The sequence below is a fragment of the Streptomyces sp. PKU-EA00015 genome, from assembly GCF_013387495.1.
Taxonomy (GTDB): domain Bacteria; phylum Actinomycetota; class Actinomycetes; order Streptomycetales; family Streptomycetaceae; genus Streptomyces.
Genome location: NZ_JABZEE010000001.1, coordinates 297893 through 322676 on the forward strand (window position 1 = coordinate 297893; position 24784 = coordinate 322676).

Below are 24784 nucleotides of genomic sequence, written 5' to 3' on the forward strand. Positions count from 1 at the left end.
CGATGCACTGACACGGCGGCTCGGCCCGGTCCCCGGGCGGCGGCACGTCGGCTGAGGCTATCGGATGAAGGGAAGCGGGAATTCATCGGCCGTTCACGCCTCGGAGGCCCGCCGGGATCACTATGGTCGATCACCGCCTCGCGGGACAAACCGCGGCCGGACGCCGGGGCAGGGGCGGGGACCCGAAGGGAACGGGACACGGCGGCGGACACCGCGAGCGGGGACGGGGCACCGGGGGACACGGCCTAGGGTGGCCGTCATGACTTGGCTGATCACAGGTGGAGCGGGTTATATCGGCGCGCATGTGGCGCATGCCATGACGGCGGCCGGTGAGCGGGTCGTGGTGCTCGACGACCTGTCCTCGGGCATCCCCGAGCGGTTGCCCGAGGGCGTCCCGCTGGTACGCGGCTCCGTGCTCGACCAGGAGCTCGTGGCCCGCACACTCGCCGGGCACGGGGTCACCGGCGTCGTCCATCTCGCGGCGAAGAAGCAGGTCGGGGAGTCCGTCGAGCAGCCGCTGCGCTACTACCGGGAGAACGTGCACGGCCTGACGGTCCTGCTGGAGGCGGTCGTCGCGGCGGGGGTGCGGCGGTTCCTGTTCTCGTCGTCGGCGGCCGTGTACGGGATGCCGGAGACGGACCTCGTCCCGGAGAGCGCGCCCTGTGCGCCGATCAACCCGTACGGGGAGACGAAGCTCACCGGTGAGTGGCTGGTGCGGGCGGCGGGCCGCGCTCACGGCCTGGCCACGGCCTGCCTGCGCTACTTCAACGTGGCGGGCTCTGCCGCGCCCGAGCTGTCGGACACGGGCGTGTTCAACATCATCCCGATGTTCTTCGACCGGATCACGCGGGGCGAGGCCCCGCGCATCTTCGGTGCGGACTATCCGACACCGGACGGCACGTGCGTCCGTGACTACATCCACGTAGCGGACCTGGCCGACGCGCATCTGGCCGTGGCCCGGCGGCTGGCCGAACCGGACGCCGACGGCGATCTGACGGTGAACATCGGACGCGGTGTGGGGGTCTCGGTGCGCGAGCTCGCCGATCTGGTGAGCGAGGTCACCGGCCGGCCTTTCGTCCCCGTCGTGGAGGAGCGCCGGCCCGGGGACGCCGCGAAGGCGGTCGCCTCGGTCGATCTGATCACCAAGGAACTGGGCTGGACGGCTTCGTACGGGGTACGGGAGATGGTCGAGACGGCCTGGGAGGGCTGGCTCCGTCGGCACCCCGAAGCCGCGCGCTGATCGCACAAGCGTCTGACCTGCGGGCATTTCCGCAGGTCAGAGCACATGACAACGGTGTTCAGTGCCGTGTTGACCATACCCCCCACCCGTAGTTCACTGAGGCCTGGGCGACACCGCCGACACCGGCTTGGAGGCATCCTCATGGGGGCTGGGCACGACCACGGGCATACGCACGGCGGGCCGCCGCCGACGGGGACCGCGGCCGCCGCCTACAAGGGACGGCTTCGCATCGCCCTCTCCATCACGCTGGGCGTGATGGTTCTGGAGATCGTCGGTGGTGTGCTGTCCGGCTCGCTCGCCCTGATCGCGGACGCCGCCCACATGGCGACCGACGCCGTCGGACTGGCCATGGCCCTGCTCGCCATCCATTTCGCCAACCGCCCGGCCGGGCTGAACCGCACCTTCGGCTTCGCGCGGGCGGAGATCCTCGCCGCGCTCGCCAACTGCCTGCTGCTGCTCGGCGTCGGCGGCTACCTGCTGTTCGAGGCGGTCGAGCGCTTCATCACACCGGCCGAGACCCGCGGCGGCCTGACCGTCGCGTTCGCCCTCGTCGGCCTGGTCGCCAACATGATCTCGCTCTCCCTGCTGGTACGCGGCCAGAAGGAGAGCCTGAACGTCCGCGGCGCCTACCTGGAGGTGCTCGCCGACGCGCTCGGCTCGGTCACCGTGCTGGTGTCGGCCGGCATCATCCTGGGCACGGGCTGGCAGTACGCCGACCCGATCGCGTCCCTCGTCATCGGCCTCATGATCGTCCCGCGCACGCTGCGGCTGCTGCGCGAGACGCTCAACGTGCTGCTGGAGGCGGCGCCCAAGGGCGTCGACATGGGCGAGGTCCGGGCGCACATGCTGGCGCTGCCCGGCGTGGAGGACGTGCACGACCTGCACGCCTGGACGATCACCTCGGGCATGCCGGTGCTCTCCGCCCATGTGGTGGTGACCCAGGACGTGCTGGACGCGGTGGGGCACGAGAAGCTCCTCCACGAACTCCAGGGCTGCATCGGCGACCACTTCGACGTCGAGCACTGCACGTTCCAGCTGGAGCCCGTCGGGCACGCGGAGCACGAGGCGAAACTCTGTCACTGAGCGGGCGCGTCGTTGTTTAGGGTTCGGCCGGGGCGATCACGCCCCGGCCGAACCCTTGAGAGGAGCTGAGGTCGATGACTGCGGCAATGGAGTCCCCCTGCGCCTGGCTGCGTGGTGGTACCCCCAGCCCTGCGCGCGCCCGGTCCGTCATCCGCTTCCGGGCTCCCGGCCGCCCCTGATCCGACCCGGTCCGTCCAGCGGACCCGGTCGTGCCGTCGGCCGGAGCCCTTTCACACACAAGGGTTTCCCCGTTGTCCGACAACGCATCGCACGACGCTTTCTTCGCCCTGCACCATGGCCTTCCGCGGCAGGGCCCCGGTTCCGACGCCACCTCGCTGCGGCTGCTCGCCGCCGCGGGACCGCTGCCCGCGCATCCGCGGGTGCTCGACCTGGGCTGCGGCCCGGGCCGTTCCGCACTGCTGCTGGCCGCCGAGGCCGGCGCACAGGTGACCGCGGTCGACCTGCACCAGCCGTTCCTCGACGAACTGCGGCAGTCGGCCGACGCCCGCGGGCTCGGTGACGCCATCCGTACCGTCGGCGCCGACATGGGCGACCTTCCCTTCCCCGACGGGTCGTTCGATCTCGTCTGGGCGGAGAGCTCCGCCTACTCCATCGGCTTCGACACCGCCCTCGCCGCGTGGCGGCGGCTGCTCGCCCCGGGCGGTTCCCTCGTCCTGACCGAGTGCGAGTGGACGGCCGAGCCCTCGGCCGCCGCCCGCGCCTTCTGGGACCGGCACTACCGGCTGCGTACGACCGCGGGGAACTGCGCGGCGGCGTCCGCCGCCGGATACGCGATCCTCTCGGTGCACCGCCAGCCGGAGACCGACTGGGACGAGTACTACGGCCCGCTGGCCGCGCGGGCCGACGCCGCGGATCCCGCGGCGCCTGGCATGGCCGAGGCCCTCGCCGCCACGCGCGAGGAGATCGCCATGCGCCGCGAGCACGGCGCGGAGTACGGCTACACCGGCTATGTGCTGCGTCCGGCCGACCCCCGCTGGCGCACCCGCCCCGAGACGGCTGCCGACGCCGATGCGGTCCGCGAGCTGAACACGGCCGCCTTCCCCACGCCGGACGAGGCGGCTCTGGTGGACGCGCTCCGCAAGGACGGCGAGGCCTGGCTGCCGGGACTGTCGTACATCGCGGAGGCCGCTGGGGGTACCGCCCACGCCGAAGGCGGTGGAGGAGGCTCCCCCGCGGCGTACGCGCTGCTCACGCGGTGCCGTGTGGGCGACACGCCAGCGCTCGCGCTGGCCCCGGTGGCGACCGCGCCCCGGTACCGGCGTCAGGGCGCGGGGCAGGCGGTGGTGCGGGCCGTGCTGGACGCGGCGCGGGCGCGCGGTGAGGGCCTGGTGGTGGTGCTCGGGCATCCGGAGTACTACCCGCGGTTCGGTTTCGAGCGGGCTTCCCGGTACGGAATCAGGCCAGGTTTCGAGGCGCCGGAGGCGGCCGTGATGGCGCTGATGCTGGACGGATCGGCCGCGGTTGCGCGCGGTGAGATCCGCTACCCGGCGGCGTTCGGGGTCTGACGCGCCCGTCCGCCCCGCCGTGCGCACCGCGCGGCGGGGCGGACATGCCAGGCCGCCGAAGTGCGGACAAGCACCGTTTTTGCGGCAGACTGGGCAGACTCCCGGGGCCGAGGAACGATGCGAAGGATGGTCATGCCGATCACACCAGCCACTGCGGCGAACAGTTCGTCGAACGGCACATCACCAGCGATCCTGCTCGAACTGGTCGACGAACAGGGCAACACCATCGGCACCGCGGAGAAGCTCTCCGCCCATCAGGCGCCCGGCCGGCTGCACCGCGCGTTCTCCGTGTTCCTCTTCGACGAGCGGGGCCGGCTGCTGCTCCAGCGCCGCGCGCTCACCAAGTACCACTCCCCCGGTGTCTGGTCGAACACCTGCTGCGGCCACCCCTACCCCGGCGAGGCGCCGTTCGCGGCCGCCGCCCGGCGTACACACGAGGAGCTCGGGGTCTCGCCGTCCCTGCTCGCGGAGGCCGGCACGGTGCGCTACAACCACCCCGACCCGGCGTCGGGGCTGGTGGAGCAGGAGTACAACCACCTCTTCGTCGGCATGGTGCAGTCCGCACTCCGGCCGGACCCCGAGGAGGTCGGCGAGACGGCGTTCGTGACGCCCGACGAGCTGACGGAGCTGCAGGGCCGGGCCACGTTCTCGGCATGGTTCATGACGGTGCTGGACGCCGCGCGCCCGGCGGTCAAGGAACTGACGGGGCCGTCCGGCGGCTGGTGAGACCTGCGGGCGGGTGCGGGCCGCACCCGCCCGGTCGCGGGACTAGATCGGGGTGGCCTCACCGTTCAGCACCGGGACCAGCGGCAGCTCGGCCCAGATGATCTTGCCTCCGCTCGCGGTGTGCTCGACGTCGCACAGGCCGCCCGCCTCACGGGTGATCTCCCGTACGAGCAGCAGGCCCCGGCCGCCCGTCTGCGCGGAGTCCGCCTCCAGTGCCCTGGGCCGGTAGGGATGGTTGTCCTCGACGGACACGCGGACCCACTGGGCGCCGATGGCGACCTCGACGGCGACCTCGGGCGAGAGCAGGGCCGCGTGCCGTACGGCGTTGGTGACCAGCTCGGAGACGATCAGCAGGAGTCCGTGCACCACCTCGTCCGCGACCGGCACCCCCTGACGTGCCAGCAGGTCCCGCACCGCGCGCCGGGCCTGCGGGACGGAGACGTCGACCGCCGGAGCGGTGAAGCGCCAGACCCCCTCGTACGACAGCGGCCGGGCGGGCACGCTCCCGCGGCTCTCCATAGTTTCATCCTCGGCTCGTTTGCCACTGACCATCGAGTTAATAAGTGTTGGAGGTCAGTCGGTGAGGGCCGAGCAGCTGAACAGAACTGATCACCTTTCAGCGTCTTCTGACCGATTGCGTATGACAGCGTCAGTTGTGCGACTGGTCGGGAGCTCCTTCTGCGCGGTTCGCCCGGCCGATCGTTTCAGCAGTCTTTTCCCCGCCGGGATCCCCGCCGACCCGGGCGGATAGCATCCGGCGCATGGAGCCGTTCCAGTCCCCGCAGCCACAGCCGCAGCTGACGCACACCGTCGAGGACGGTGTCGCCACCGTCGTGATCAGCAATCCCGCCAAGCGCAACGCGATGACCGCCGGGATGTGGCGCGCCCTGCCCCAGCTGCTCGACGAACTGGCCGGCGACCCCGTTGTGCGGACGCTGGTGCTGACCGGAGAGGGCAAGACCTTCTGCGCGGGTGCGGACATCTCCTCGCTGCGCGAGCCCGGCGAGGACCCGCAGGCGCTCGCGGTCCGCGCGGAGGAGGCGCTCGCCGCCTTCCCCAAGCCGACGCTCGCCGTGGTGCGCGGGTACTGCGTGGGCGGCGGCTGCCAGCTCGCCGCCGCGTGCGACCTGCGGTTCGCCGCGGACGACGCGCAGTTCGGTGTGACGCCCGCGAAGCTCGGCATCGTCTACCCGGCGGCCTCCACACGTCGGCTGGCCTCGCTGGTGGGTCCGGCGGCGGCCAAGTACCTCTTGTTCTCGGGTGAGTTGATCGACGCGGACCGGGCGCTGCGCACCGGGCTGGTGGACGAGGTGCTGCCCGAGGGCGAACTGGGCCGGCGTGCGGCCGGGTTCACCCGCGTCCTCGCCTCGCGTTCGCAGCTGACGCAGTGCGCCGCCAAGGAGTTCGCCGCCGGCCGCACCGACCGGGACGCGTACTGGGCGGAGCAGGCGCGAGGGAGCGGCGACACCGCCGAGGGTGTCGCCGCCTTCCTGGAGCGCAGGGCACCGCGCTTCGGCTGGGCGCCGGGTCCTACCGGAGGATGAACCGGCTCCTGGTGCGGAACTCCTCCACGAGGTGGGCGGGCGCCTTCTCCGGCGATCCGGCGTCGTAGGGCGGCTGGGGGTCGTACTCGGTCAGCAGCTGTACGGCCTGCGCGTGCTCGTCACCGGCCAGCCTGCCGACCAGGGTCAGGCCCATGTCGATGCCCGAGGACACCCCGGCGGCCGTGACGTACTTGCCGTCGGTCACGACGCGGCGGCCGGTGGGCTCGGCGCCGAACGACCTGAGCATGCCGAGCGCGAGCCAGTGCGAGGTCGCCTCGCGCCCCTTCAGCAGCCCGGCCGCGGCAAGCAGCAGCGAGCCCGTGCACACGGAGGTGGTCCACGTGGAGGTCGCGTCGGCGGTGCGCAGCCAGCCGAGCAGGGCCTCGTTCTCCATCTGGTCGCTCTGGCCGGGCCCGCCGGGTACGACGACGACGTCCGGGGCGGGCACCTCGTCGAAGCTCTTCGTGGCGACGAGGGACAGCTGCCCCCGGTCGTTCGCCACGGGGCCGGGGCGCTCGGCGACAAAGACGACCTCCGCGCCGGGGAGGCGGCAGAGCACCTCGTAGGGGCCGACGGCGTCGAGGGCCGTGAAGCGGTCGAAGAGCAGGACGGCGATCTGCATGGAAGGGTCCCTTCGGTGGGCGGGGTGGGTCGACGGCGCGCGAGGCGGGCTCGTGCGCGGCTCGGTGATGCGTGGCTCGGTGATGCGCGGGCCCGGTGGTCAGGTGGCGCGGCGGTTCAGGCGGCGGGCGCGCCCGTGGCGCGGAAACGGCGGCGGTATTCGGCGGGCGCGACGCCGAGCGCCTTGACGAAGGCCCGGCGCATGGCCTCGGGGGTGCCGTAGCCGCAGGCGCGCGAGACGAGCGCGACCCCGTCCCCCGTGTCCTCCAGGAGCCGCCGGGCGTGTTCGAGGCGTACGCGTTCGACGTAGCGGCCGGGGGTCATGCCGGTCTCGGCCTGGAAGGCGCGCGCGAAGTGGCGCGGTGACAGGCGCGCCCGGCCCGCGAGCGCCTCCACCGACAGGTCGGCCTCGGGGTGCTCGGTGACCCAGTGCTGGACCTCGCGCAGCGGTTCGCGGCGGGCGGTCTGGGCGGCGAGCTGGGCGCTGAACTGCGCCTGGCCGCCCGGCCGGCGCAGGAACACGACGAGGTGGCGCGCCACGGTGAGCGCCACGTCCCGTCCGAGGTCCTCCTCCACGAGCGCGAGGGCCAGGTCGATTCCCGCCGTGACACCGGCGGAGGTGGACACCCGGCCGTCACGGACGAAGATCGGGTCGGGGTCGACCTCGACCGCCGGGTGGGCGCGGGCGAAGTGGTCGCAGGCGGTCCAGTGGGTGGTGGCGCGCCGTCCGTCGAGCAGTCCCGCCTCGGCGAGGAGCAGGGCGCCCGTGCACACGGAGACCAGCCGTTCGGCGCGCGCACCGTGCTCACGGAGCCAGTCGATCACCCGTGCGTCGGGACGGCGGGTGCCCTGGCCGCCGGGGACGAGGAGGGTGTGCGGGCGCGGGGCGTCGGCGAGAGCGAGGTCCGGAACGAGGGTGAGGCCGCTGGAGGTGCGGACGGGGGCTCCGTCCGGGGTCGCCGTACGGATCGGGTACGCCGCCGGGTCACCGATCGCCTTGCCCGCACCGGCGAAGACCTCCACCGGTCCGCTCACGTCGAGGCTCTGCACGTCGTCGAAGAGGACGACCAGGACGGATCGCTCTGCCATGCCCCCATCCTTCGCGCGCGGCCGGGATGGCCGCAATGACGAATGTCCCACCTTTCCTGCCATGAGGACGGAGCTGCACGGCTCCCTGTACCGCCGTACCAACCAGTCGGTAACCTGCGGGCATGAGCTCTCTTCCCCCGCAAGCGGGACGCCGCTGCCACAACGCGCTGAACCCGCTGCACTCCACGGTGTACTTCTCGCCCGACCTGGGCACGGAACTCGCCGGCCTCGGCATCGAGGATGCCTCCGCGGCCTACTTCGCGGCGCGTTCCGCGGCGCTGGGCGCGGTCGGGCCGGGCGCGGTCGCCGCGACCTTCTACAACTTCAACCCGGAGCTGATCGCCCGGCACCTGCCCGCGGTGTGGGACACCGCGTCCCCCGAGACGGTGCTTGCGGCCCGGCTGCGCGCCGCCGACGCGACGCTGCGGCGGCTGCTCGGCGAGGACGTCATGGCGTCGAAGGAACTGGCCGAGGCGGCGGAACTCGCCCTGCGCGCCACGGAGGCGTGCACGCGGTACGCCCGGCCGCTGTACGCCGCGCACGCCGACCTGCCGGTGCCCTCCGAACCGCACCTCGCGTACTGGCACGCGGCGACCCTGCTGCGCGAGCACCGCGGCGACGCCCATCTGGCCGCGCTGCTGCTCGCGGGCCTCGATCCGCTGGAGGCGCTGGTGAGCCACACGGCGACCGGCAAGGGCATGGCGCCGCGCTGGATCCTCGCGACGCGCGGCTGGGGCCGCGCGGACTGGGAGTCGGCGCAGGACCGCCTGCGGGAGCGCGGACTGCTGGACGCCGAGGGGGTGTTGACGGAAGCGGGCACGGCGCTGCGCAACGAGGTCGAGGAGCAGACGGACCGCATGGACCTCGCACCGTACGAACACCTGGGCGCGCCGTCCGTCGAGCGCCTGACCGAGCTGGGCCGCGGCTTCCTGATGACGGCGTTCGCGGCGGGCGCGTTCCCCGCGGACGCGACGGGCCGGCCGGCCTGACGCCGCCCCTGCCGCGCCGGGCCGAACCTCCCTGGGGTGCGCCCGCGTGGCCGCCGGGCCAGGGGCCTCGGGCCGTCGGCGGGGCCGGTTCGGAGGAGGGCTGTCGCCCCGCAAGGCGGGACGACAGCCCTCCGTCCGTTCCGGGCCGATGCCGGCTCCCGCCGGGCGGGGCGGCGGATCAGTCCGTGGCGGCCGGGGTGGGCGCCGGGAGAGCGCCGGTGCAGGTCGCGCGGCCGAATTCGCCGAAAGCGGTGGCGCGCTGGACGTGTTCGCCGCGAATGGCGAGCGTGCAGCTCGCCTCGCCGCCCTTCTCGTCCAGCACGATGCCGACGGACGGGTCCTTGCCGAGCGGCACTCGTACCGTCTTCTTCCACGGCAGTTCCACGTCGCTCTCGACCGTCGCCGCCCCGTCCTCGCTGCGGGCCTGGTACGAGATCTCGACCGTCCCCTTGCCCTGCACCTCGTAGGTGACCTCGGCGGTGGGAACGGGCTTGGCCGCGGGCTTGTCGTCCGAGCCGAGCAGGCCGTAGCCGACGAGTCCGCCGCAGACGAGGATCAGGACCGCGGCGATGACCACCGCCGTCCGGTCCGGCTTCCCGGCCGTCTCCGTCCCGGGCCCGGAGTCCTCCGCGGACGAGGGCTCCTCGTTGACTGGCGTCGATGTCATGACAATCCGGCTTTCGGTCGGCGCGCATCGCTGGGGAGGATGCACTCGGTACAGGACGGCTCGGATATACACCGGCCGGTCCGCCCCGGTCGAGCGAGCGGACAAAGGCAACGAAAGCCCCGAAGGCCGTGCTTCTTCGCCGCGGCGGCGCGCGACACGGCAGGGCGGCACCCGGCACAATGCAGGCTCAAGCACAGCCAGCACGAGAAGGCGAGTCGGGAAACCGTGACCACGTCCATCGAAGGCAGGATCGCCGAGGAGCTCGGCGTACGCGAGCGGCAGGTGAAGGCGGCCGTCGAGCTGCTCGACGGCGGGTCGACCGTGCCGTTCATCGCGCGCTACCGCAAGGAAGCGACCGAGATGCTCGACGACGCGCAGCTGCGCACGCTCGAGGAGCGGCTGCGGTATCTGCGGGAGCTGGAGGAGCGGCGGACCGCGATCCTGGAGTCCGTCCGGGAACAGGGCAAGCTCACCGACGAGGTCGAGGCGCAGATCCGGGCCGCCGACACGAAGGCGCGGCTGGAGGACATCTACCTGCCCTTCAAGCCCAAGCGGCGCACCAAGGCGCAGATCGCCCGTGAGGCCGGCCTCGAACCGCTGGCGGAGGGCCTGCTCGGCGACCCGTCCGTGGAGCCGCTCGCGGCGGCCGCGGCGTTCGTCGACGCGGACAAGGGCGTCGCCGATGCGGCCGCGGCGCTGGAGGGCGCGCGGGCCATCCTGACGGAGCGTTTCTCCGAGGACGCCGACCTGATCGGTGAGCTGCGCGAGCGGATGTGGACGCGGGGCCGGCTCGCGGCGAAGGTCCGCGAGGGCAAGGAGGAGGCGGGCGCCAAGTTCGCCGACTACTTCGACTTCGCCGAGGCGTTCACCGAGCTCCCCTCGCACCGCATCCTCGCCATGTTCCGCGGCGAGAAGGAGGAGATCCTCGACCTCGTCCTGGAACCCGAGGAGCCGGTGGACGGCCCCTCGTCATACGAGGGGATCGTCGCTTCCCGTTTCGGCATCGCGCAGCAGGGGCGGCCCGGTGACAAGTGGCTCGGCGACACCGTGCGCTGGGCCTGGCGGACGCGGATCCTCGTCCACCTCGGCATCGACCTGCGGCTGCGGCTGCGTACGGCCGCCGAGGACGAGGCGGTGCGGGTCTTCGCGACGAACCTGCGGGACCTGCTGCTGGCCGCGCCCGCCGGCACGCGCGCCACGCTCGGGCTCGACCCCGGCTTCCGTACCGGCGTGAAGGTCGCCGTCGTGGACGCGACCGGCAAGGTCGTGGCGACCGACACGATCCACCCGCACGTCCCGGCCAACAAGTGGGACGAGGCTCTGGCGAAGCTGGCCCGCCTGGCGAAGGAACACGCGGTCGAACTGGTCGCGATCGGCAACGGCACGGCGTCCCGCGAGACCGACAAGCTCGCCGGTGAACTCATCGCCAAGCACCCCGAGCTGGGCCTGACCAAGGTCATGGTCTCGGAGGCCGGGGCCTCGGTGTACTCGGCGTCCGCGTTCGCCTCCCAGGAACTGCCCGGCCTCGACGTGTCGCTGCGCGGGGCCGTGTCGATCGCGCGGCGGCTGCAGGACCCGCTCGCCGAGCTGGTGAAGATCGACCCGAAGTCGATCGGGGTCGGCCAGTACCAGCACGACCTGTCCGAGGTGAAGCTGTCGCGTTCGCTGGACGCGGTGGTCGAGGACTGTGTGAACGGTGTCGGCGTCGACGTCAACACGGCGTCCACGCCGCTGCTTTCGCGTGTCTCGGGCATCGGCGCGGGCCTCGCCGAGAACATCGTGGCCCACCGGGACTCCCACGGTCCCTTCCGTTCCCGCAAGGCGCTCAAGGACGTGGCGCGGCTCGGCCCGAAGGCGTACGAGCAGTGCGCGGGCTTCCTGCGGATCCGGGGCGGTGACGACCCGCTGGACGCGTCCAGCGTGCACCCGGAGGCGTATCCGGTGGTGCGGCGGATGGTGAAGACGGCGGGAGGCGAGGTCGCCTCCCTGATCGGCAACACCGGTGTGCTGCGTTCGCTGCGGGCGGACGACTTCGTGGACGAGACCTTCGGTCTGCCGACGGTGACGGACATCCTGCGCGAGCTGGAGAAGCCGGGGCGCGACCCGCGGCCCGCCTTCAGGACGGCGACGTTCAAGGAGGGCGTGGAGAAGATCGGTGACCTGGCCTCCGGAATGGTGCTGGAGGGCGTCGTCACGAATGTCGCCGCGTTCGGGGCGTTCGTGGACGTCGGCGTCCACCAGGACGGTCTGGTCCATGTGTCGGCGATGTCGAAGACGTTCGTCAAGGACCCGCGCGACGTGGTGAAGCCCGGTGACGTGGTCAAGGTGAAGGTGCTCGACGTCGACATCCCGCGCAAGCGGATCTCGCTGACCCTGCGGCTGGACGACGACGCGTCGGCTCCGTCGGGCGGGGCCGGCGCGCCGAGGCGGGAGCGCGGTGGGCGTCCGCCGCAGCAGCGCCAGGGTGGTGGCGGACGCGACCGCCGCGGCGCGGGCGGCAACGGCGGTGGCGGCGCCCGTCAGGCTGCCGCCCCGGCGAACAGCGCGATGGCCGACGCCCTGCGCAAGGCGGGGCTGCTGGACCCGAAGGGTGGGGGCGGCCGCCGCGGCTGAGGCGCGGGGCGCGGGCTCGCGGGGCGGGGCGGGGCGGGGGAAGTTTCCCCCGCCCCGCCCCTTCCCGTAACTGGGGCTGCGCCCCAGACCCCTGGGGGATGGGGCGGTACGTGGGGGCCGAGGTCCCGACACCCCCGCAGGCGGCAGCTTCGCGCCGCGGACACCCTGGCGGGGGGAGGGGGCGGCACATGGGGGCCGACGCCCCCACCCCCGCCGACGGCGGCTTCGCACCCCAGAAACCCCAGCGCGGGGACGGAGCGGCACATGGGGGCCAAGGTCCCGACACCCCCGCCGACGGCAGCTTCGCGCCGCGGACACCCTGGCGGGGGGAGGGGGCGGCACATGGGGGCCGACGCCCCCACCCCCGCCGACGGCGGCTTCGCACCCCAGAAACCCCAGCGCGGGGACGGAGCGGCACATGGGGGCCAAGGTCCCGACACCCCCGCCGACGGCAGCTTCGCGCCGCGGACACCCTGGGGTGGGGCGGCTCTACGTCCGCACGCGGGGCGGCGAGCAACTGGGGGCGGGCAACGGGCAAGGCACGGCGTCCGCGGGCTGACGCGGCCGGACTGAGCCGGTGCTCCGGTGGGCGGCGGCCGGGCTGTGCGCCTGCGCGGCCGCCGGGGTCACTGCTCGGTCACCTTTCCGCCGGCCACCTCGACGCGGCGCGTGGTGCGGACGGCATCCAGCATCCGTCGGTCGTGGGTGACCAGCAGCAGCGTGCCCGTGTAGGAATCGAGCGCCGACTCCAACTGCTCGATGGCGGGCAGGTCGAGGTGGTTGGTCGGCTCGTCCAGGACCAGCAGATTGACCCCGCGGCCCTGGAGCAGCGCCAGGGCGGCGCGGGTGCGTTCGCCCGGGGAGAGGGAGGTCGCCGGGCGCAGCACGTGCCCGGCCTTGAGCCCGAACTTGGCCAGCAGCGTGCGGACGTCGGCCGGTTCCGTGTCGGGGACGGCCGCGCAGAACGCGTCCAGCAGCGGCTGCGTCCCGTGGAACAGCTTCCGCGCCTGGTCGACCTCGCCGACGACGACACCCGAGCCGAGCGAGGCGTGCCCGGCGTCGAGGTCGAGACGGCCCAGGAGCGCGGCGAGCAGTGTCGACTTGCCCGCGCCGTTCGCGCCGGTGATCGCGATCCGGTCGGCCCAGTCGATCTGGAGGGACGCCGGACCGAAGCGGAAGTCGCCGCGCCGGACCTCGGCCTCGCGCAGGGTCGCGACCACAGAACCGGAGCGCGGCGCGGCGGCGATCTCCATCCGCAGCTCCCACTCCTTGCGGGGCTCGTCGACCGTGTCGAGCCGTTCGATCATGCGCTGCGTCTGCCGGGCCTTCGCCGCCTGCTTCTCGCTCGCCTCGCTGCGCATCTTGCGGCCGATCTTGTCGTTGTCGGTCGCCTTGCGGCGGGCGTTCTTCACTCCCTTGTCCATCCAGGAGCGCTGCATATGGGCGCGGCCCTCCAGGGCGGCCTTCTTGTCGGCGTACTCCTCGTACTCCTCGCGCGCGTGACGGCGGGCCGTCTCGCGCTCCTCCAGATAGGCCGCGTAACCGCCGCCGTAGAGGGTGATCTGCTGCTGGGCCAGGTCGAGTTCGAGAACCTTGGTGACCGTGCGGGTCAGGAACTCGCGGTCGTGGCTCACGACCACGGTGCCCGCGCGCAGGCCCTGGACGAAGCGCTCCAGTCGCTCCAGTCCGTCCAGGTCGAGGTCGTTGGTGGGCTCGTCGAGCAGGAAGACGTCGTAGCGGGACAACAGAAGGGACGCCAGACCGGCGCGGGCGGCCTGACCGCCGGAGAGCGAGGTCATCGGCTGATCGAGGCCGACGGCGAGCCCGAGCGAGTCGGCGACCTCCTCGGCGCGCTCGTCGAGATCTGCCCCGCCGAGGCCGAGCCAGCGCTCCAGGCTCACCGCATAGGCGTCGTCCGCGCCGGGTGCCCCGTCGACGAGGCCCTGGGTGGCCTCGTCCATGGCGGCCTGCGCGGCGGCGACGCCGGTGCGGCGGGCGAGGAAGTCCCGTACGGACTCGCCCTCGCGGCGATCGGGCTCCTGCGGGAGGTGGCCGACGGTGGCGGTGGGCGGCGAGAGCCGCAGCTCGCCCTGCTCGGGGCGGTCGAGTCCGGCGAACAGGCGCAGGAGCGTGGACTTGCCCGCGCCGTTGACACCGACGAGGCCGATGACGTCGCCCGGTGCGACGACGAGATCGAGGCCGGAGAAGAGCGAACGCTCGCCGTGGCCGGCGGCGAGGTCCTTCGCGACGAGAGTGGCAGTCATCAGGAGGCCGATCCTAGGCCAGCACCGGAGGGCGGCCGTACGGGTCCCCGACGGGCACCCGGCGCGCACCCATAGGCCATGGGCTACCGTCCCGGCATGAACGCTGACGTGCTGGTGCTGGGCGGTGGGGTCATCGGGCTGACGACGGCCGTGGTGCTCGCCGAGAGCGGCAGGCGGGTGCGGGTCTGGTCCCGGGAGCCGGCCGAGGCCACCACGTCCGCGGTGGCGGGGGCGCTGTGGTGGCCGTACCGCATCGAGCCCGAGGCCCTCGCGGGCGCGTGGGCGCTCGAATCGCTGCGGGTGTACGGGGAGCTGGCGGCCCGGGCCGAGGAGACCGGTGTGCGGATCGTGCCCGGAGTCCACGCCGACCTGCGGATGGAGGGGCTCGGGGCGTGGGCGGCCAAGGTCGACGGGCTGCGCACGGCGGAGCCGGGCGAGCTGCCCTCGGGGTACCCGGCGGGGCTGCGGGCCCACATTCCCCTGATCGACATGCCCGTTCACCTGCGATGGCTGGAGCAGCGGCTGGCTGAGGCGGGCGGCACGCTCGAACGGCGCGTGGTGACCTCCTTCGGGCAGGCGCAGGCCCGGAGCGGGGCCGCGGTGGTCGTGAACTGCACGGGTCTCGGTGCGCGGGAGCTGGCGCCCGACCCGACCCTGCGGCCGGTGCGGGGCCAGCTGGTGCTGGTGGAGAACCCGGGTGTGACGGAGTGGTTCACCGCCGCCGACCCGGCTTCGGCGGAGACGACGTACTTCTTCCCGCAGCCGGGGCGGCTCGTCCTCGGCGGCACGGCGGACGAGGACGTCTGGTCACAGGAGCCCGACCGGGCGACGGCCGCGGCGATCGTCGCTCGCTGCGCCCGTGTCCTCCCGGCCATCGGGGACGCCCGCGTCCTCGGCCACCGGGTGGGCCTGCGCCCGGTCCGCACGGGCGGTGTCCGCCTCACCTCGGAACGCCTGCCGGACGGCGGTCTCCTGATCCACAGCTACGGCCACGGCGGCGCGGGCGTGACGGTGGCCTGGGGCTGCGCACGAGCGGCGGCGGCACTGGCGGGCTGAGATCCTCGGCGGGGGCGTCCGACCGGCACCGCACCACGCCCGAGCCGGGCGGGGCGGACGGACCTGGGCTTGATGGGCTGCTGCTCGCGCTGACCACCCTGGACGAGACGCGCGCCGTGGAGCACTCCCACCAGTTGACGGCCCTTCGCGAGCAACTGCTGTCCTCCCCCAAGGACCAGCGCACGCGCCGCGCCTGACGGGGGCGTTCCCCGACCGGGGGCGCCGGGCCGAGCGGGCCGGGGCCGGGTTCGCACCGGACGCGGCGGGCCGCCGGAGGGCCAGAGGCCGGGAGCGCATCAAAGGCGCGTCCCTCACACGGGATCGCGCCAATGGGCCCTCGGCACCGGGCCAATCGGCTCGGCCCCGGCCCTGTCGTGGCCGCCAGGCCTCGGCTACCGGGCCTCGGCCACCGGGCCTCGGCGCGACCAGATCCGGCCCGCCGCCCGAGCCGGGGGCCGGCAGCCGACCGAACGGCCCCTGCCCAGGCCCCGGCCGCGCGCTCGGCCCTCCCGGGGCCGGCCCGTCAGCTCTCCTTGGGGCGGTCCTTGCCCGCGTCCGGGGGCGTGTCCGTGTCCGCCGTTCCGGAGCCCTCTTCCGCCTCCTCCGGGGGGATCTGGCCCGCCTCCGGGCCCGTGCCCGGGCCGATGCGGATCTCGAACTCGCCCGCGTACTTCTCGTGGCCCGCGATCACCGCCGATTCCACCGCCTCCTCGGCGATCTCTCCGCGGACGATCAGGGGGTCCTGGCGCAGGTCGCGCATGAGGGCCACGCACATGCCGATCATCACCAGGACGAACGGGGCCGCCACGAGGATCGTCAGGTGCTGCAGACCTGCGAGCGCGTCCCCCTTGCCCTCGCCGACGAGCAGCATCACCGCCGCCACCGCTCCGGTCACGACGCCCCAGAAGACGACGACGAGCCGGGCCGGTTCGAAGGTCCCCTTCTGCGACAGCGTGCCCATCACGATCGAGGCGGCGTCCGCGCCCGAGACGAAGAAGATGCCGACGAGGATCATCACGAGCAGGCTCATCACGCCCGCGATCGGGAACTGCTGCAGCACGCCGAAGAGCTGGCCCTCCGGCGTCGTCTCGTCCGCCATCCGTCCCTCCTCCTGGAGCTTCATCGCCGTGCCGCCGAAGACGGCGAACCAGACCAGGCTGACCGTGCTCGGCACGAGGATGACGCCGCCGACGAACTGGCGGATCGTACGGCCGCGGCTGATGCGCGCGATGAACATGCCGACGAACGGCGTCCAGGAGATCCACCAGGCCCAGTAGAAGACCGTCCAGCTGCTCAGCCAGTCCGCGACGTCACCGCCGCCGGTCGCCGCCTCCGTACGGCCGGCCAGCTGGGGCAGGTCGCCGAGGTAGGAGGCCAGCGAGGTGGGCACGAGGTCGAGGACGAGGATGGTGGGCCCGGCGATGAAGACGAACACGGCGAGCACCACCGCGAGCACCATGTTGGTGTTGGACAGCCACTGGATGCCCCGCTCGACCCCGGAGACCGCCGAGAACACGAAACACACCGTCAGCACCGCGATGATGGAGATGAGCAGCCCGGTCCCGGCCCTCTCCATCCAGCCCAGTTCCTGGAAGCCGCTGCCGATCTGCAGTGCGCCGAGGCCCAGGGACGTCGCGGAGCCGAAGAGCGTGGCGAAGATCGCGAGGACGTCGATCACGCGGCCCGGCGCGCCGTTGGCCTTCTCCTTGCCCATCAGCGGCTCGAAGACGGCGCTGATGTTCTGGCGCCTGCGGCGCCGGAAGGTGCTGTACGCGATGGCGAGGCCGACCACCGCGTAGATCGCCCATGGGTGCAGGGTCCAGTGGAAGAGGGTGGTGGCCAGGGCCGTCTGCATGGCGTCCGCCGAGTCGACCGGATCGGTGCCCGGCGGCGGGCTGGTGTAGTGCGCGAGCGGTTCGCTGACGCCGTAGAACATCAGGCCGATGCCCATGCCGGCGCTGAACATCATCGCCACCCACGACACCGTCCGGAACTCCGGCCCCTCGTGTTCCTGGCCGAGCGGAATCCTGCCGTAGCGGCTGATCGCCAGCCACAGAGCGAAGACGACGAAGCCCGAGGCGGCCAGGACGAATGCCCAGCCGCCGTTGTGCATCAGGCCGTTCAGCAGAGTGTCGGAGGCGCTCTCCAGCGTTTCGGTGAAGGCCGACCCCCAGACCACGAAGGCAAGCGTGAGGACGGCCGTCACGCCGAACACCACCCAGTCGGTGACGGCCGGTCTGTCCTCGTGCGGGTGGCGGCCCGGCAGGGCCGCCCTGACCGGATACCACAGCCGTTTGCCCGGCTTCTGTTGCTCGTGCGACACGGGGGCACCTTTCACGTGTTCACGGAGTCCGATTGCACTCCCCGCTACCCCCTACCACACCGGGCAATCAGCTCCCGGGATCAACAGGCGTCAACAGGTTGGCCCTCCGTGAGGTGGTAGGCCGCGCGGGTGTCGAGCAGCAGCGGTACCAGCTTGCGCTGGGACTGCCGCAGCGGTACGACGGCGCCGCCTTCGACGGGCCTGACCGCGACGCCGTGCAGCGCCAGTTCGTCCTTCACCTCCATGTACTGGGCGGTGTCGAGACGGTACGCGCAGGGCGGGTCCTGGAGGGTCTCCTCGGGCGCGGCAGGGTCGTTGTCGGCGCCGCCCAGGTAGACCGGCCCGCGGTCCTCGAGACCGGCATGCCGCGCCGCTCCGGTCGCCGCCTCGATCCGTCCCCGCCGCTCGTCACTGAAGGCGAACAGGCCGGTGAGGGCAGCCAGTTGGCTGTGCACGCGCCGGCGGTTGTTCAGTGCCGCGTCCGCCTGCTCCTCGGGCGTCAGCGGGTCGACGCGGCTCTCGATCAGCAGCCCGACCGCGTTCTTGACGCCGGTCGCGTTGCGCAGGATGCGCTCCTGGCCGTCGCCCGCGGTCTGCCTGATCGGTTCCCCGGTGACCGGGTCGGTCCAGATGCCGTACGTGCCGGTCGAGTAGCCCTCGTGTCCGGCGGCCGGGCGGACGTAGCGCGCGGACAGCGTCTGCGCCTCGCGGTGGACGGCGTCGTCGGTGTTGAGATTGCGGGGCCAGAGGTCGAACAGGTCCTTGTCGTAGTAGGGAGGCGTGGCTCCGTACTCGTGCAGGTCGTAGACCACGTCCGGGCGCCGGTCGCGGATCACGGCGGCGATGGCGCGTCCCTCGGCGGTCTTCAGGGCGATGTGGTCGCGGTTGATGTCGACGCCGTCGGAGTTGCCGCGCGTGTCGGCGGCCCGGCCGTCGGGGTTGGCCGTGGGCACGACGAGGAGGTGGGTGCGGGTCAGCAGCCGGCGGGCCGCCTCGTCCCTGCCGTACGCGAGGTCGCGGACGGTGGTCAGACACGCCTCGCGGCCGGACGGTTCGTCGCCGTGCTGACTGCAGATCAGCAGCACGGTGTGGTCGGCTTCGCGGTTGCCGAGGTGGACGAGCTGGAGGGGACGCCCCTGCTCGGTGCTGCCGATCCGTTCGACGGACACGGCACGGTTGTCCCGGTCCGCGGCCGCGAGCAGTGTCTGCTCCTCGGGCTGCGTGGTCCAGCGGGCGCCGTTGCTCGTCTCGAAGCCGGTGCGCGGCACGTTGGGCGCGGCCTGTGCGGGCGCGGTGACCAGCGGTGCGGCCAGCACCGCCGCCACGCCCGTCAGCAGCAGGGTGTGCAGGCGGGGCGTCCGGAGCGCGGTTCGGGTGCGGGGTGTCATCGGGTGCTGCCTCCGGGGATCGGGCGGATGGGACGCGGGCCCGCGACGCCTGCGGAGCTTTGACCGCGCGCGCCGGGACGGTCGGCGGTCGGGGCGGTGGCGCGGGCGAAGGCGGCGGCTCCGCCGACGAGGGGCAGGTCCGCCGTGGTGCGGGCGAGATCGAGGGTGAGCCGCGGGGTGCTCGCCGGCGGGTCGATCAGGTTCCGGTCCGTGCCGGCGACGACGAGGGCGAGCCGGTGCCCGGCCGGGACCACGTGGTCGCTCGCGTGCAGGTCGAGCGTGATGGTGTACGGCTTGCCGGGGGTCAGCGGCCGTCCTTCGGCGTCGGAGGCGTGGTTGCCGAGGTCGGCCCAGCCGCGGCTGAAGATCGTGTGGCCGACGTCGGCGGTGTCCGCCTTCGTCTCCTTGAAGCAGGAGCTGTCGCCGACGGTGCTCGCGCCCCAGCAGGTGCGTGGGGCAAGGGTGGTGATGCCTTCGCCGGACGCCGCGTAGTCGCGGATGGTGGCCGGCCCGAGGTCGACGAGCACGGCCGTCAGATGGGCGCTCGTCGTCGAGGGGGTGACGGTGACGGTGACCCGGCCGGTGCCCGACAGGCGCAGAGCGCGGGTGAGGGGGCGGGTGACGAACCCTGCCTTGGCGGCCGTGGTGGTGTCGACCGCGGCGGCCCAGTCGCCTTCGCCCAGCGCCGGGTCGTCGGTGAACGTCTCGGTCGCGCCGGGGGGCGCGGGTCGCAGCGACAGCGTGCCGACGCCGGGAGCGCTGCCGTTGCCCGGGCGCAGCGAGGCCGTGGCGGTGCCGCGCGGCGGCCAGACCCGGTCGGTGGACCACTGGTCGGGGGCGTGCTCGATGTCGGCCATCGGTTCGCGGTCGATGCCGTTGTCGAATCCGAGCAGGTAGTGGTCGAACCAGCGGTGCAGAGTGGAGACCCATTCACCGCGCCGGAAGTCGAACGGGTCGACGTGGCCGGTCTGGGAGAGCCAGATCTTGCGCTCGACGCCGTTCTCGGCGAGCGCGTCCCACCACTGGCCGGCGTGCTTGGCACGGACGTTGAGGTCCTGCATGCCGTGCACGGCGAAGACGCTGGCCCGCACCTTGTCCGCGTCCGGCACGTAGTCGCGTTCGGCCCACAGCCGGGTCAGGTCGCCGCTGCGCGGGGCGCCGTCGACGAGGCGCTGCTGGACGGCCTGGCAGTGTGCCCGGGCCTCGGGGCTCTCGACGTAGCCGGAGAGCCAGTCCGGGCCGGAGTCGTACAGCGGTGCGCCCTTGGCGAAGTAGTAGTCGTACCAGGAGGAGATGGCACCGATCGGGACGATCGTCTTCAGTCCTCGTACGCCGGTGGCGGCGACGCCGTTGGCGATGGTGCCGTCGTAGCTCTTGCCGATCATTCCGGTGGCACCCGTGGTCCAGTCGGCCCGTGTGCGCTCGCCGCCGGTGCGGGCGGTCCAGCCCTGGGCGCGGCCGTTCAGCCAGTCGACGACCGCCTTGGCCGACTGGATGTCCGAGCGGCCGCCGACGTCGACGCAGCCGTCCGACCGATTGGTTCCGGCCAGGTCGACGGCGACGAAGGCGTAGCCGCGCGGGACGAAGTAGTTGTCGTAGTAGAGCGGGAACTGGACGGGGTCGCCGTTCTCGTCGTACGTCTTGCGCTGGCTCTCGTTGCCGCGCCCGCAGCAGGAGTAGTACGGGCTGGCATCCATGATTACGGGAATCTTCCGCCCCTGACCGGCTGTCTCGCGGGGGCGGACGATGTCGACGGCGACCCGGTCGGTGCGTCCGTCGCCGTCTCCGTCGAGCCGGGTGTCGACCCAGACCGATTCGCGGATCGCGTTCTCATAGGAGTAGACGGGTCTGCTCTCGCGCGCCGGCGGCGCGCCCTGTGCCCCCGCGGGGATGCCCACGGCCAGCAGGGCGGCGGAGGCCGCGAGGACGAGCGATCTGTACGTCAGGCGGGTGGCCCGCACACGAATCGGCATGGGCCGGAAGGTACTCCGGTCAACTGCCGTGCGACAGGGGGCAGTCGGGTGGATCGGCCGCGCCCGAGGCGGAAGCGGAGGCGTGGCGGGCGTACGTGACCGAGCAGAACCGCCGCTGGTTCTCGGCCAACCCGACCGGCACGGATGCGGTCGCTGCCGCGGCCGAGGCAGCCGACGACGCGCGGGCTCGCACGGCGGAGCACCTGCCGGCGCGCGGCTGGAGCAGCCACGAAAGCCCCTCACTCGCTGGTACGAGGCGCAGAACCTCGCAAAGCTACTTTGTGACGCCGGACGCCCGGGGGAGGCCGTCGCGATCCTGGCCCCTGCCATCCCGGCCAACGGAACGCCCTCGCCGCGTACCTCATGAGGGCTGGGCGCATCGAGGACGCCTTAGCCCTGGTCCGCCAACTGCCGCAGCAGGTCCAGCCTCTTCCCTGGAGTGACGAGGTTCCCCGTTCCAGCCGACAGCCGACGCCAGGCATGGCCTGACAGGCGTCTCGGTTCGGTGGCGGGTGCCTCTGACACGAGGCAGGGGACCGGAGCGGGCGGTTCCGCGATGGGGGCGGTCAGGTGCGTCGGCGAGGACGGCGGCCTGCTGCAGCATGCGCAGCAGCGTGCCGGCAGGTGTTCCAGGCGTGGCGTCCGCTGCACCATTCCGCACAAGGCCGACCAGGCCCGCAACCGCCAGAAACGCGGCTCCCGTGGTGGTCGGCCGCCGAAGTTCGACCCGGTCGACCACCGCGAGCGGCACGCGGTGGAGCGTGGCATCAACCGCCCCAAAGGCACCGAGCCGGGTCCACGAGGTACGACAAGCCGACGGTCCTCTACGAAGTAAATCCTTGTCGCTGCCATCGACGCATGGCCGTGACACCCTCGCAACCGGTCCTCAGCTGCCTGCCTCCGCAAGCTTCTTGATGCCGCAAAGGGTGGCCTCCATCCCGGCGCTCAGCTCCTTCAGGCGGAAGGCAATGATCTCCTCCTCCCGGTCCGGCCGGCGATCGAGGGCCAGTGTGACTCCACTGCGGCCCGGCCCGATGAGGGCCGACTGCCGCAGCCGGGTGCCGCCGCCCTCGGCCTCGAGTTCGTAGCGCCAGGACGCCATGGATTTCGCCGGGTCCAGCGTCGGTTCTCCGTACCGGCCGTCCGCATCCGTGACAGCCCAGGCGAACACCCGTTGTTCCTCCAGCTCGACCACATGGGAGACGGTCCGCCACTCGCCGAGCTGCTGGTGATGGTTGTAGCCCTCGAAGCGCGCGCCCACCAGAGGCCGGTCCGCGCCATCGAGCCACGCGACGCGCTGCAGCTCCGGGCTGAGCCGGGCAGGCAGACGAATGTCGGTCACCAGCTCCCAGACCCGCGGCACGGCCGCCCCGACATGAACATCACAGTGCACGCTCGGACCATCGGCAAATCGCACAGCCGTCCCCCTCGGTGTCGAGTTCCCTGATCCTCCACGGCCGTGATCCGCTTACGCAACAGGCCCTGGGCCACGGCGGTCTCGGGTCGGCAGATGTGGCAGGGCTTGATGCCCGACTCCCGAGCGCGATCAGCGCCTCGTCGCGGTTCAGCCAGCCCATTGGGTGCTCGTACATACTGAGTCCGCGGGCTGCGGGCCGCGGTCCCGAGGCCCGGTGGCCGCCCGGCTGTCGTGTGCCGACCGGATGGCAGTCGCATGAAAGGCCGAGCTTCGCTCCTGACCGGTGGCCCCGGCCGTGCGTAGAGTCCAGGAGATCGTTCGTCCCTACGACTTGGAGCTCCTGTGCACCGCAGACTCATCGTCCCGAGCGCGCTCGCGGCCACGCTTCTGCTGGCGATCCCGGCATCGGCCGCAAACACGTCGGTCGGGGCACCGGGCATCGGCGACCCCTACTACCCGGCAGCCGGGAACGGCGGCTACGACGTCTCCCACTACGACCTGAGGCTCACGTACCAGCCGCAGACGGACCTGCTGAAGGGGACGGCGACGATCCTCGCCACCACCACGCAGCGCCTGAGCCGCTTCAACCTCGACTTCGGGCTGTCCGTCGACGAGGTGCGCGTGAACGGCAGGAAGGCGGCGTTCACGGCGAGCGGCGACCGCGAGCTGGAGATCACTCCGGTGACACCGCTGGAGAAGGACCGGCCGGTCTCCGTCACCGTCCGGTACGCGGGCAAGCCGTCCGAGCTCAGCATCGGCGGCTACACCGCCTGGCACCGCACCCCGGACGGCGGAGTCGCCGCGCAGGAGCCGGAGTCGGCGGTGTGGTGGTTCCCGAGCAACGACCATCCGCTGGACAAGGCGACCTACGACATCTCGGTCGCGGTCCCGGACGGCACCCAGGCCATCAGCAACGGCGTTCTCGTCTCACAGAGTTCGCGGCTGGGCTGGACGCGTTTCAACTGGCGCTCCGACAAGCCTCAGGCGTCGTACCTGGCGACGCTCGCCGTCGGCAAGTTCGACATCACGACCGACAAGACCGCGGACGGGCTGCCGGTCCTCAACGCGTACAGCAAGGACCTCGGCGACAACGCGGGGGCGGCACGGGCCAGCATCGAGCGGACCGCCGAGGTCACCGAGTGGCTGACCGAGATCTTCGGCCCCTACCCGTTCAACGCGATCGGCGGTTACGTGCCGAACGTGAAGAGCGGCTACGCGCTGGAGACGCAGACCCGCCCGTTCTACAGCCCACGGCAGTTCGCGAACGGCGTCAACGTCTCCGTGGTCGTGCACGAGATGGCGCACCAGTGGTACGGCGACAGCGTCTCGGTGGACGGCTGGAAGGACATCTGGGTCAACGAGGGCTTCGCCCGCTACAGCCAGTGGCTGTGGTCCGAGAAGGAGGGCGAGGGCACCGCGCAGGAGCTGGCGGACCACGTCTACGCGACGCGGGCGGCCGACGACCCGTTCTGGACGGTGACGCCGGGCGACCCGGGCCCGGACAACCAGTTCCACATCGCCGTCTACGACCGGGGCGCGCTGGCGCTGCAGGCGCTGCGGAACGAGATCGGCGACGAGGACTTCTTCGAGATCCTCAAGGGCTGGCCGGCGGAGCGGGCGTACGGCAACGCCAAGGTGGGCGACTTCGTCGCGTACGCGGAGCGGATCTCGGGCAGGCCGCTGGGCGCCCTGTTCGACACGTGGCTGTACGAGCCCGCGAAGCCGGCCGCCCCGGCGGCGGCCGGGGCGCAAATCGCTCAGGGTGACGCGGCCCGGCCGGCGCAGCCGAAGTCCTGGAAGAAGATCGCGGAGACGAACACGATCCACGAGCACGAGCAGGGTCACGGACACGACCACTGACGGTGGTGACTCGGTGCCCCGCGGCCCACGGTCCGCGGGGCACCAGTGCGTTCGGGCCGGGCCGATGACGCCGGCAGGCGCAGGCGGGCGGGCGCATGCCGTGCGGGCGCATGCCGTGCGGGCGCATGCCGTGCGGGCGCATGCCGTGCGGGCGCATGCCGTGCGGGCGCATGCCGTGCGGGCGCATGCCGGCGCGGAGTTCCGGTGACATCCCCGGTGGGACCGGCCGGCGCCCGGGCCGCGTGCACCGTCGGCGCGGCCGGGCAGCCAGGGCGGTGCACCCGGTGCCGGCGCACCGCGTGGCGGAGTCGAGCGTGGCCGGGCGGGCGGCACGGCGCCGGTACGGACGGGCGCTCGGTGGGAGCGCTCTCAGGCGGCCGGGCCAGGAGTTATCCTGAGCGGCGT

Annotated in this window: 18 protein-coding genes; 9 read left to right on the top strand and 9 right to left on the bottom strand. The window is 72.7% G+C overall.

Features of this window, described 5'->3' with window-relative positions:
* Nucleotides 1–259 precede the first annotated feature (259 nt).
* The 4 genes from galE to idi all read left to right on the top strand — a co-directional run bounded on the left by galE (nt 260) and on the right by idi (nt 4575).
* On the top strand, nt 260–1240 hold the full coding sequence (gene galE, locus HW130_RS01315) for a UDP-glucose 4-epimerase GalE (RefSeq protein ID WP_177147446.1): 981 nt from the start codon (nt 260–262) through the stop codon (nt 1238–1240).
* A 141-nt stretch (nt 1241–1381) separates the two neighbouring features.
* Complete coding sequence (locus HW130_RS01320) at nt 1382–2323, top strand: cation diffusion facilitator family transporter (RefSeq protein ID WP_177147447.1); 942 nt, start codon at nt 1382–1384, stop codon at nt 2321–2323.
* Between the two features lie 251 nt (nt 2324–2574).
* Nucleotides 2575–3849, top strand: a complete 1275-nt coding sequence (locus HW130_RS01325; RefSeq protein WP_177147448.1) for a bifunctional class I SAM-dependent methyltransferase/N-acetyltransferase — start codon at nt 2575–2577, stop codon at nt 3847–3849.
* 132 nt (nt 3850–3981) lie between these two features.
* A complete protein-coding gene (gene idi / locus HW130_RS01330; protein ID WP_177147449.1) occupies nt 3982–4575 on the top strand; it encodes an isopentenyl-diphosphate Delta-isomerase in 594 nt (197 codons plus the stop codon).
* Nucleotides 4576–4617: 42 nt separating this feature from the next.
* Here idi and HW130_RS01335 read toward each other — a convergent pair whose 3' ends face one another.
* Nucleotides 4618–5094: an ATP-binding protein gene (locus HW130_RS01335; RefSeq protein ID WP_177147450.1), complete on the bottom strand. Its 477-nt coding sequence runs from the start codon at nt 5092–5094 to the stop codon at nt 4618–4620.
* Between the two features lie 242 nt (nt 5095–5336).
* Here HW130_RS01335 and HW130_RS01340 point away from each other — a divergent pair, with 242 nt between their 5' ends.
* Nucleotides 5337–6119 carry an enoyl-CoA hydratase/isomerase family protein gene (locus tag HW130_RS01340; protein ID WP_177147451.1) on the top strand — a complete coding sequence of 261 codons (783 nt, stop codon included), beginning with the start codon at nt 5337–5339 and terminating at the stop codon, nt 6117–6119.
* On the opposite strand, the gene HW130_RS01345 is transcribed toward HW130_RS01340, so the two are convergent.
* Complete coding sequence (locus tag HW130_RS01345) at nt 6106–6741, bottom strand: DJ-1/PfpI family protein (protein ID WP_177147452.1); 636 nt, start codon at nt 6739–6741, stop codon at nt 6106–6108. The genes HW130_RS01340 and HW130_RS01345 overlap by 14 nt on opposite strands.
* 116 nt (nt 6742–6857) lie before the next feature.
* The gene (locus HW130_RS01350; RefSeq protein WP_177147453.1) at nt 6858–7829 is read right to left on the bottom strand and encodes a GlxA family transcriptional regulator; all 972 of its coding nucleotides are present in this window, start codon (nt 7827–7829) and stop codon (nt 6858–6860) included.
* Nucleotides 7830–7951: 122 nt separating this feature from the next.
* On the opposite strand from HW130_RS01350, the gene HW130_RS01355 reads away from it, so the two are divergent.
* Nucleotides 7952–8818 (top strand): hypothetical protein, encoded by an 867-nt coding sequence (locus HW130_RS01355; RefSeq protein WP_177147454.1) that lies wholly within the window; start codon nt 7952–7954, stop codon nt 8816–8818.
* A 178-nt stretch (nt 8819–8996) separates the two neighbouring features.
* Here the strand turns inward: HW130_RS01355 and HW130_RS01360 are convergent, their stop codons facing one another.
* On the bottom strand, nt 8997–9485 hold the full coding sequence (locus HW130_RS01360) for a hypothetical protein (protein WP_256355728.1): 489 nt from the start codon (nt 9483–9485) through the stop codon (nt 8997–8999).
* A gap of 225 nt (nt 9486–9710) precedes the next feature.
* Here HW130_RS01360 and HW130_RS01365 point away from each other — a divergent pair, with 225 nt between their 5' ends.
* Complete coding sequence (locus HW130_RS01365; protein ID WP_177147455.1) at nt 9711–12098, top strand: Tex family protein; 2388 nt, start codon at nt 9711–9713, stop codon at nt 12096–12098.
* A gap of 626 nt (nt 12099–12724) precedes the next feature.
* Here the strand turns inward: HW130_RS01365 and HW130_RS01370 are convergent.
* The gene (locus HW130_RS01370; RefSeq protein WP_177147456.1) at nt 12725–14362 is read right to left on the bottom strand and encodes an ABC-F family ATP-binding cassette domain-containing protein; all 1638 of its coding nucleotides are present in this window, start codon (nt 14360–14362) and stop codon (nt 12725–12727) included.
* Nucleotides 14363–14458: 96 nt separating this feature from the next.
* On the opposite strand from HW130_RS01370, the gene HW130_RS01375 reads away from it, so the two are divergent.
* The gene (locus tag HW130_RS01375; RefSeq protein WP_177147457.1) at nt 14459–15418 is read left to right on the top strand and encodes an FAD-dependent oxidoreductase; all 960 of its coding nucleotides are present in this window, start codon (nt 14459–14461) and stop codon (nt 15416–15418) included.
* A 523-nt stretch (nt 15419–15941) separates the two neighbouring features.
* On the opposite strand, the gene HW130_RS01380 is transcribed toward HW130_RS01375, so the two are convergent.
* From HW130_RS01380 to HW130_RS01395, 4 genes are all read right to left on the bottom strand, one after another.
* The gene (locus HW130_RS01380; RefSeq protein WP_375256493.1) at nt 15942–17741 is read right to left on the bottom strand and encodes a BCCT family transporter; all 1800 of its coding nucleotides are present in this window, start codon (nt 17739–17741) and stop codon (nt 15942–15944) included.
* An 80-nt stretch (nt 17742–17821) separates the two neighbouring features.
* Nucleotides 17822–19129 (bottom strand): M14 family metallocarboxypeptidase, encoded by a 1308-nt coding sequence (locus tag HW130_RS01385; protein WP_177147458.1) that lies wholly within the window; start codon nt 19127–19129, stop codon nt 17822–17824.
* Nucleotides 19126–21102 carry a Xaa-Pro dipeptidyl-peptidase gene (locus tag HW130_RS01390; protein ID WP_177147459.1) on the bottom strand — a complete coding sequence of 659 codons (1977 nt, stop codon included), beginning with the start codon at nt 21100–21102 and terminating at the stop codon, nt 19126–19128. The genes HW130_RS01385 and HW130_RS01390 overlap by 4 nt, the downstream gene beginning before the upstream one ends.
* A gap of 886 nt (nt 21103–21988) precedes the next feature.
* Nucleotides 21989–22519, bottom strand: coding sequence for an SRPBCC family protein (locus HW130_RS01395; protein ID WP_177147460.1), 531 nt, complete (start codon nt 22517–22519; stop codon nt 21989–21991).
* Nucleotides 22520–22861: 342 nt separating this feature from the next.
* On the opposite strand from HW130_RS01395, the gene HW130_RS01405 reads away from it, so the two are divergent.
* The gene (locus HW130_RS01405) at nt 22862–24379 is read left to right on the top strand and encodes a M1 family metallopeptidase (protein ID WP_177147461.1); all 1518 of its coding nucleotides are present in this window, start codon (nt 22862–22864) and stop codon (nt 24377–24379) included.
* The last annotated feature ends 405 nt before the right edge of the window (nt 24380–24784 follow it).

Bases quoted from the DNA above. Each gene is read 5' to 3' on its own strand.
- galE (WP_177147446.1), top strand. From the start codon at position 260: ATGACTTGGCTGATCACAGGTGGAGCGGGTTATATCGGCGCGCATGTG.
- HW130_RS01320 (WP_177147447.1), top strand. From the start codon at position 1,382: ATGGGGGCTGGGCACGACCACGGGCATACGCACGGCGGGCCGCCGCCG.
- idi (WP_177147449.1), top strand. From the start codon at position 3,982: ATGCCGATCACACCAGCCACTGCGGCGAACAGTTCGTCGAACGGCACA.
- HW130_RS01335 (WP_177147450.1), bottom strand. From the start codon at position 5,094: ATGGAGAGCCGCGGGAGCGTGCCCGCCCGGCCGCTGTCGTACGAGGGG.
- HW130_RS01340 (WP_177147451.1), top strand. From the start codon at position 5,337: ATGGAGCCGTTCCAGTCCCCGCAGCCACAGCCGCAGCTGACGCACACC.
- HW130_RS01345 (WP_177147452.1), bottom strand. From the start codon at position 6,741: ATGCAGATCGCCGTCCTGCTCTTCGACCGCTTCACGGCCCTCGACGCC.
- HW130_RS01350 (WP_177147453.1), bottom strand. From the start codon at position 7,829: ATGGCAGAGCGATCCGTCCTGGTCGTCCTCTTCGACGACGTGCAGAGC.
- HW130_RS01355 (WP_177147454.1), top strand. From the start codon at position 7,952: ATGAGCTCTCTTCCCCCGCAAGCGGGACGCCGCTGCCACAACGCGCTG.
- HW130_RS01360 (WP_256355728.1), bottom strand. From the start codon at position 9,485: ATGACATCGACGCCAGTCAACGAGGAGCCCTCGTCCGCGGAGGACTCC.
- HW130_RS01370 (WP_177147456.1), bottom strand. From the start codon at position 14,362: ATGACTGCCACTCTCGTCGCGAAGGACCTCGCCGCCGGCCACGGCGAG.
- HW130_RS01375 (WP_177147457.1), top strand. From the start codon at position 14,459: ATGAACGCTGACGTGCTGGTGCTGGGCGGTGGGGTCATCGGGCTGACG.
- HW130_RS01385 (WP_177147458.1), bottom strand. From the start codon at position 19,129: ATGACACCCCGCACCCGAACCGCGCTCCGGACGCCCCGCCTGCACACC.
- HW130_RS01390 (WP_177147459.1), bottom strand. From the start codon at position 21,102: ATGCCGATTCGTGTGCGGGCCACCCGCCTGACGTACAGATCGCTCGTC.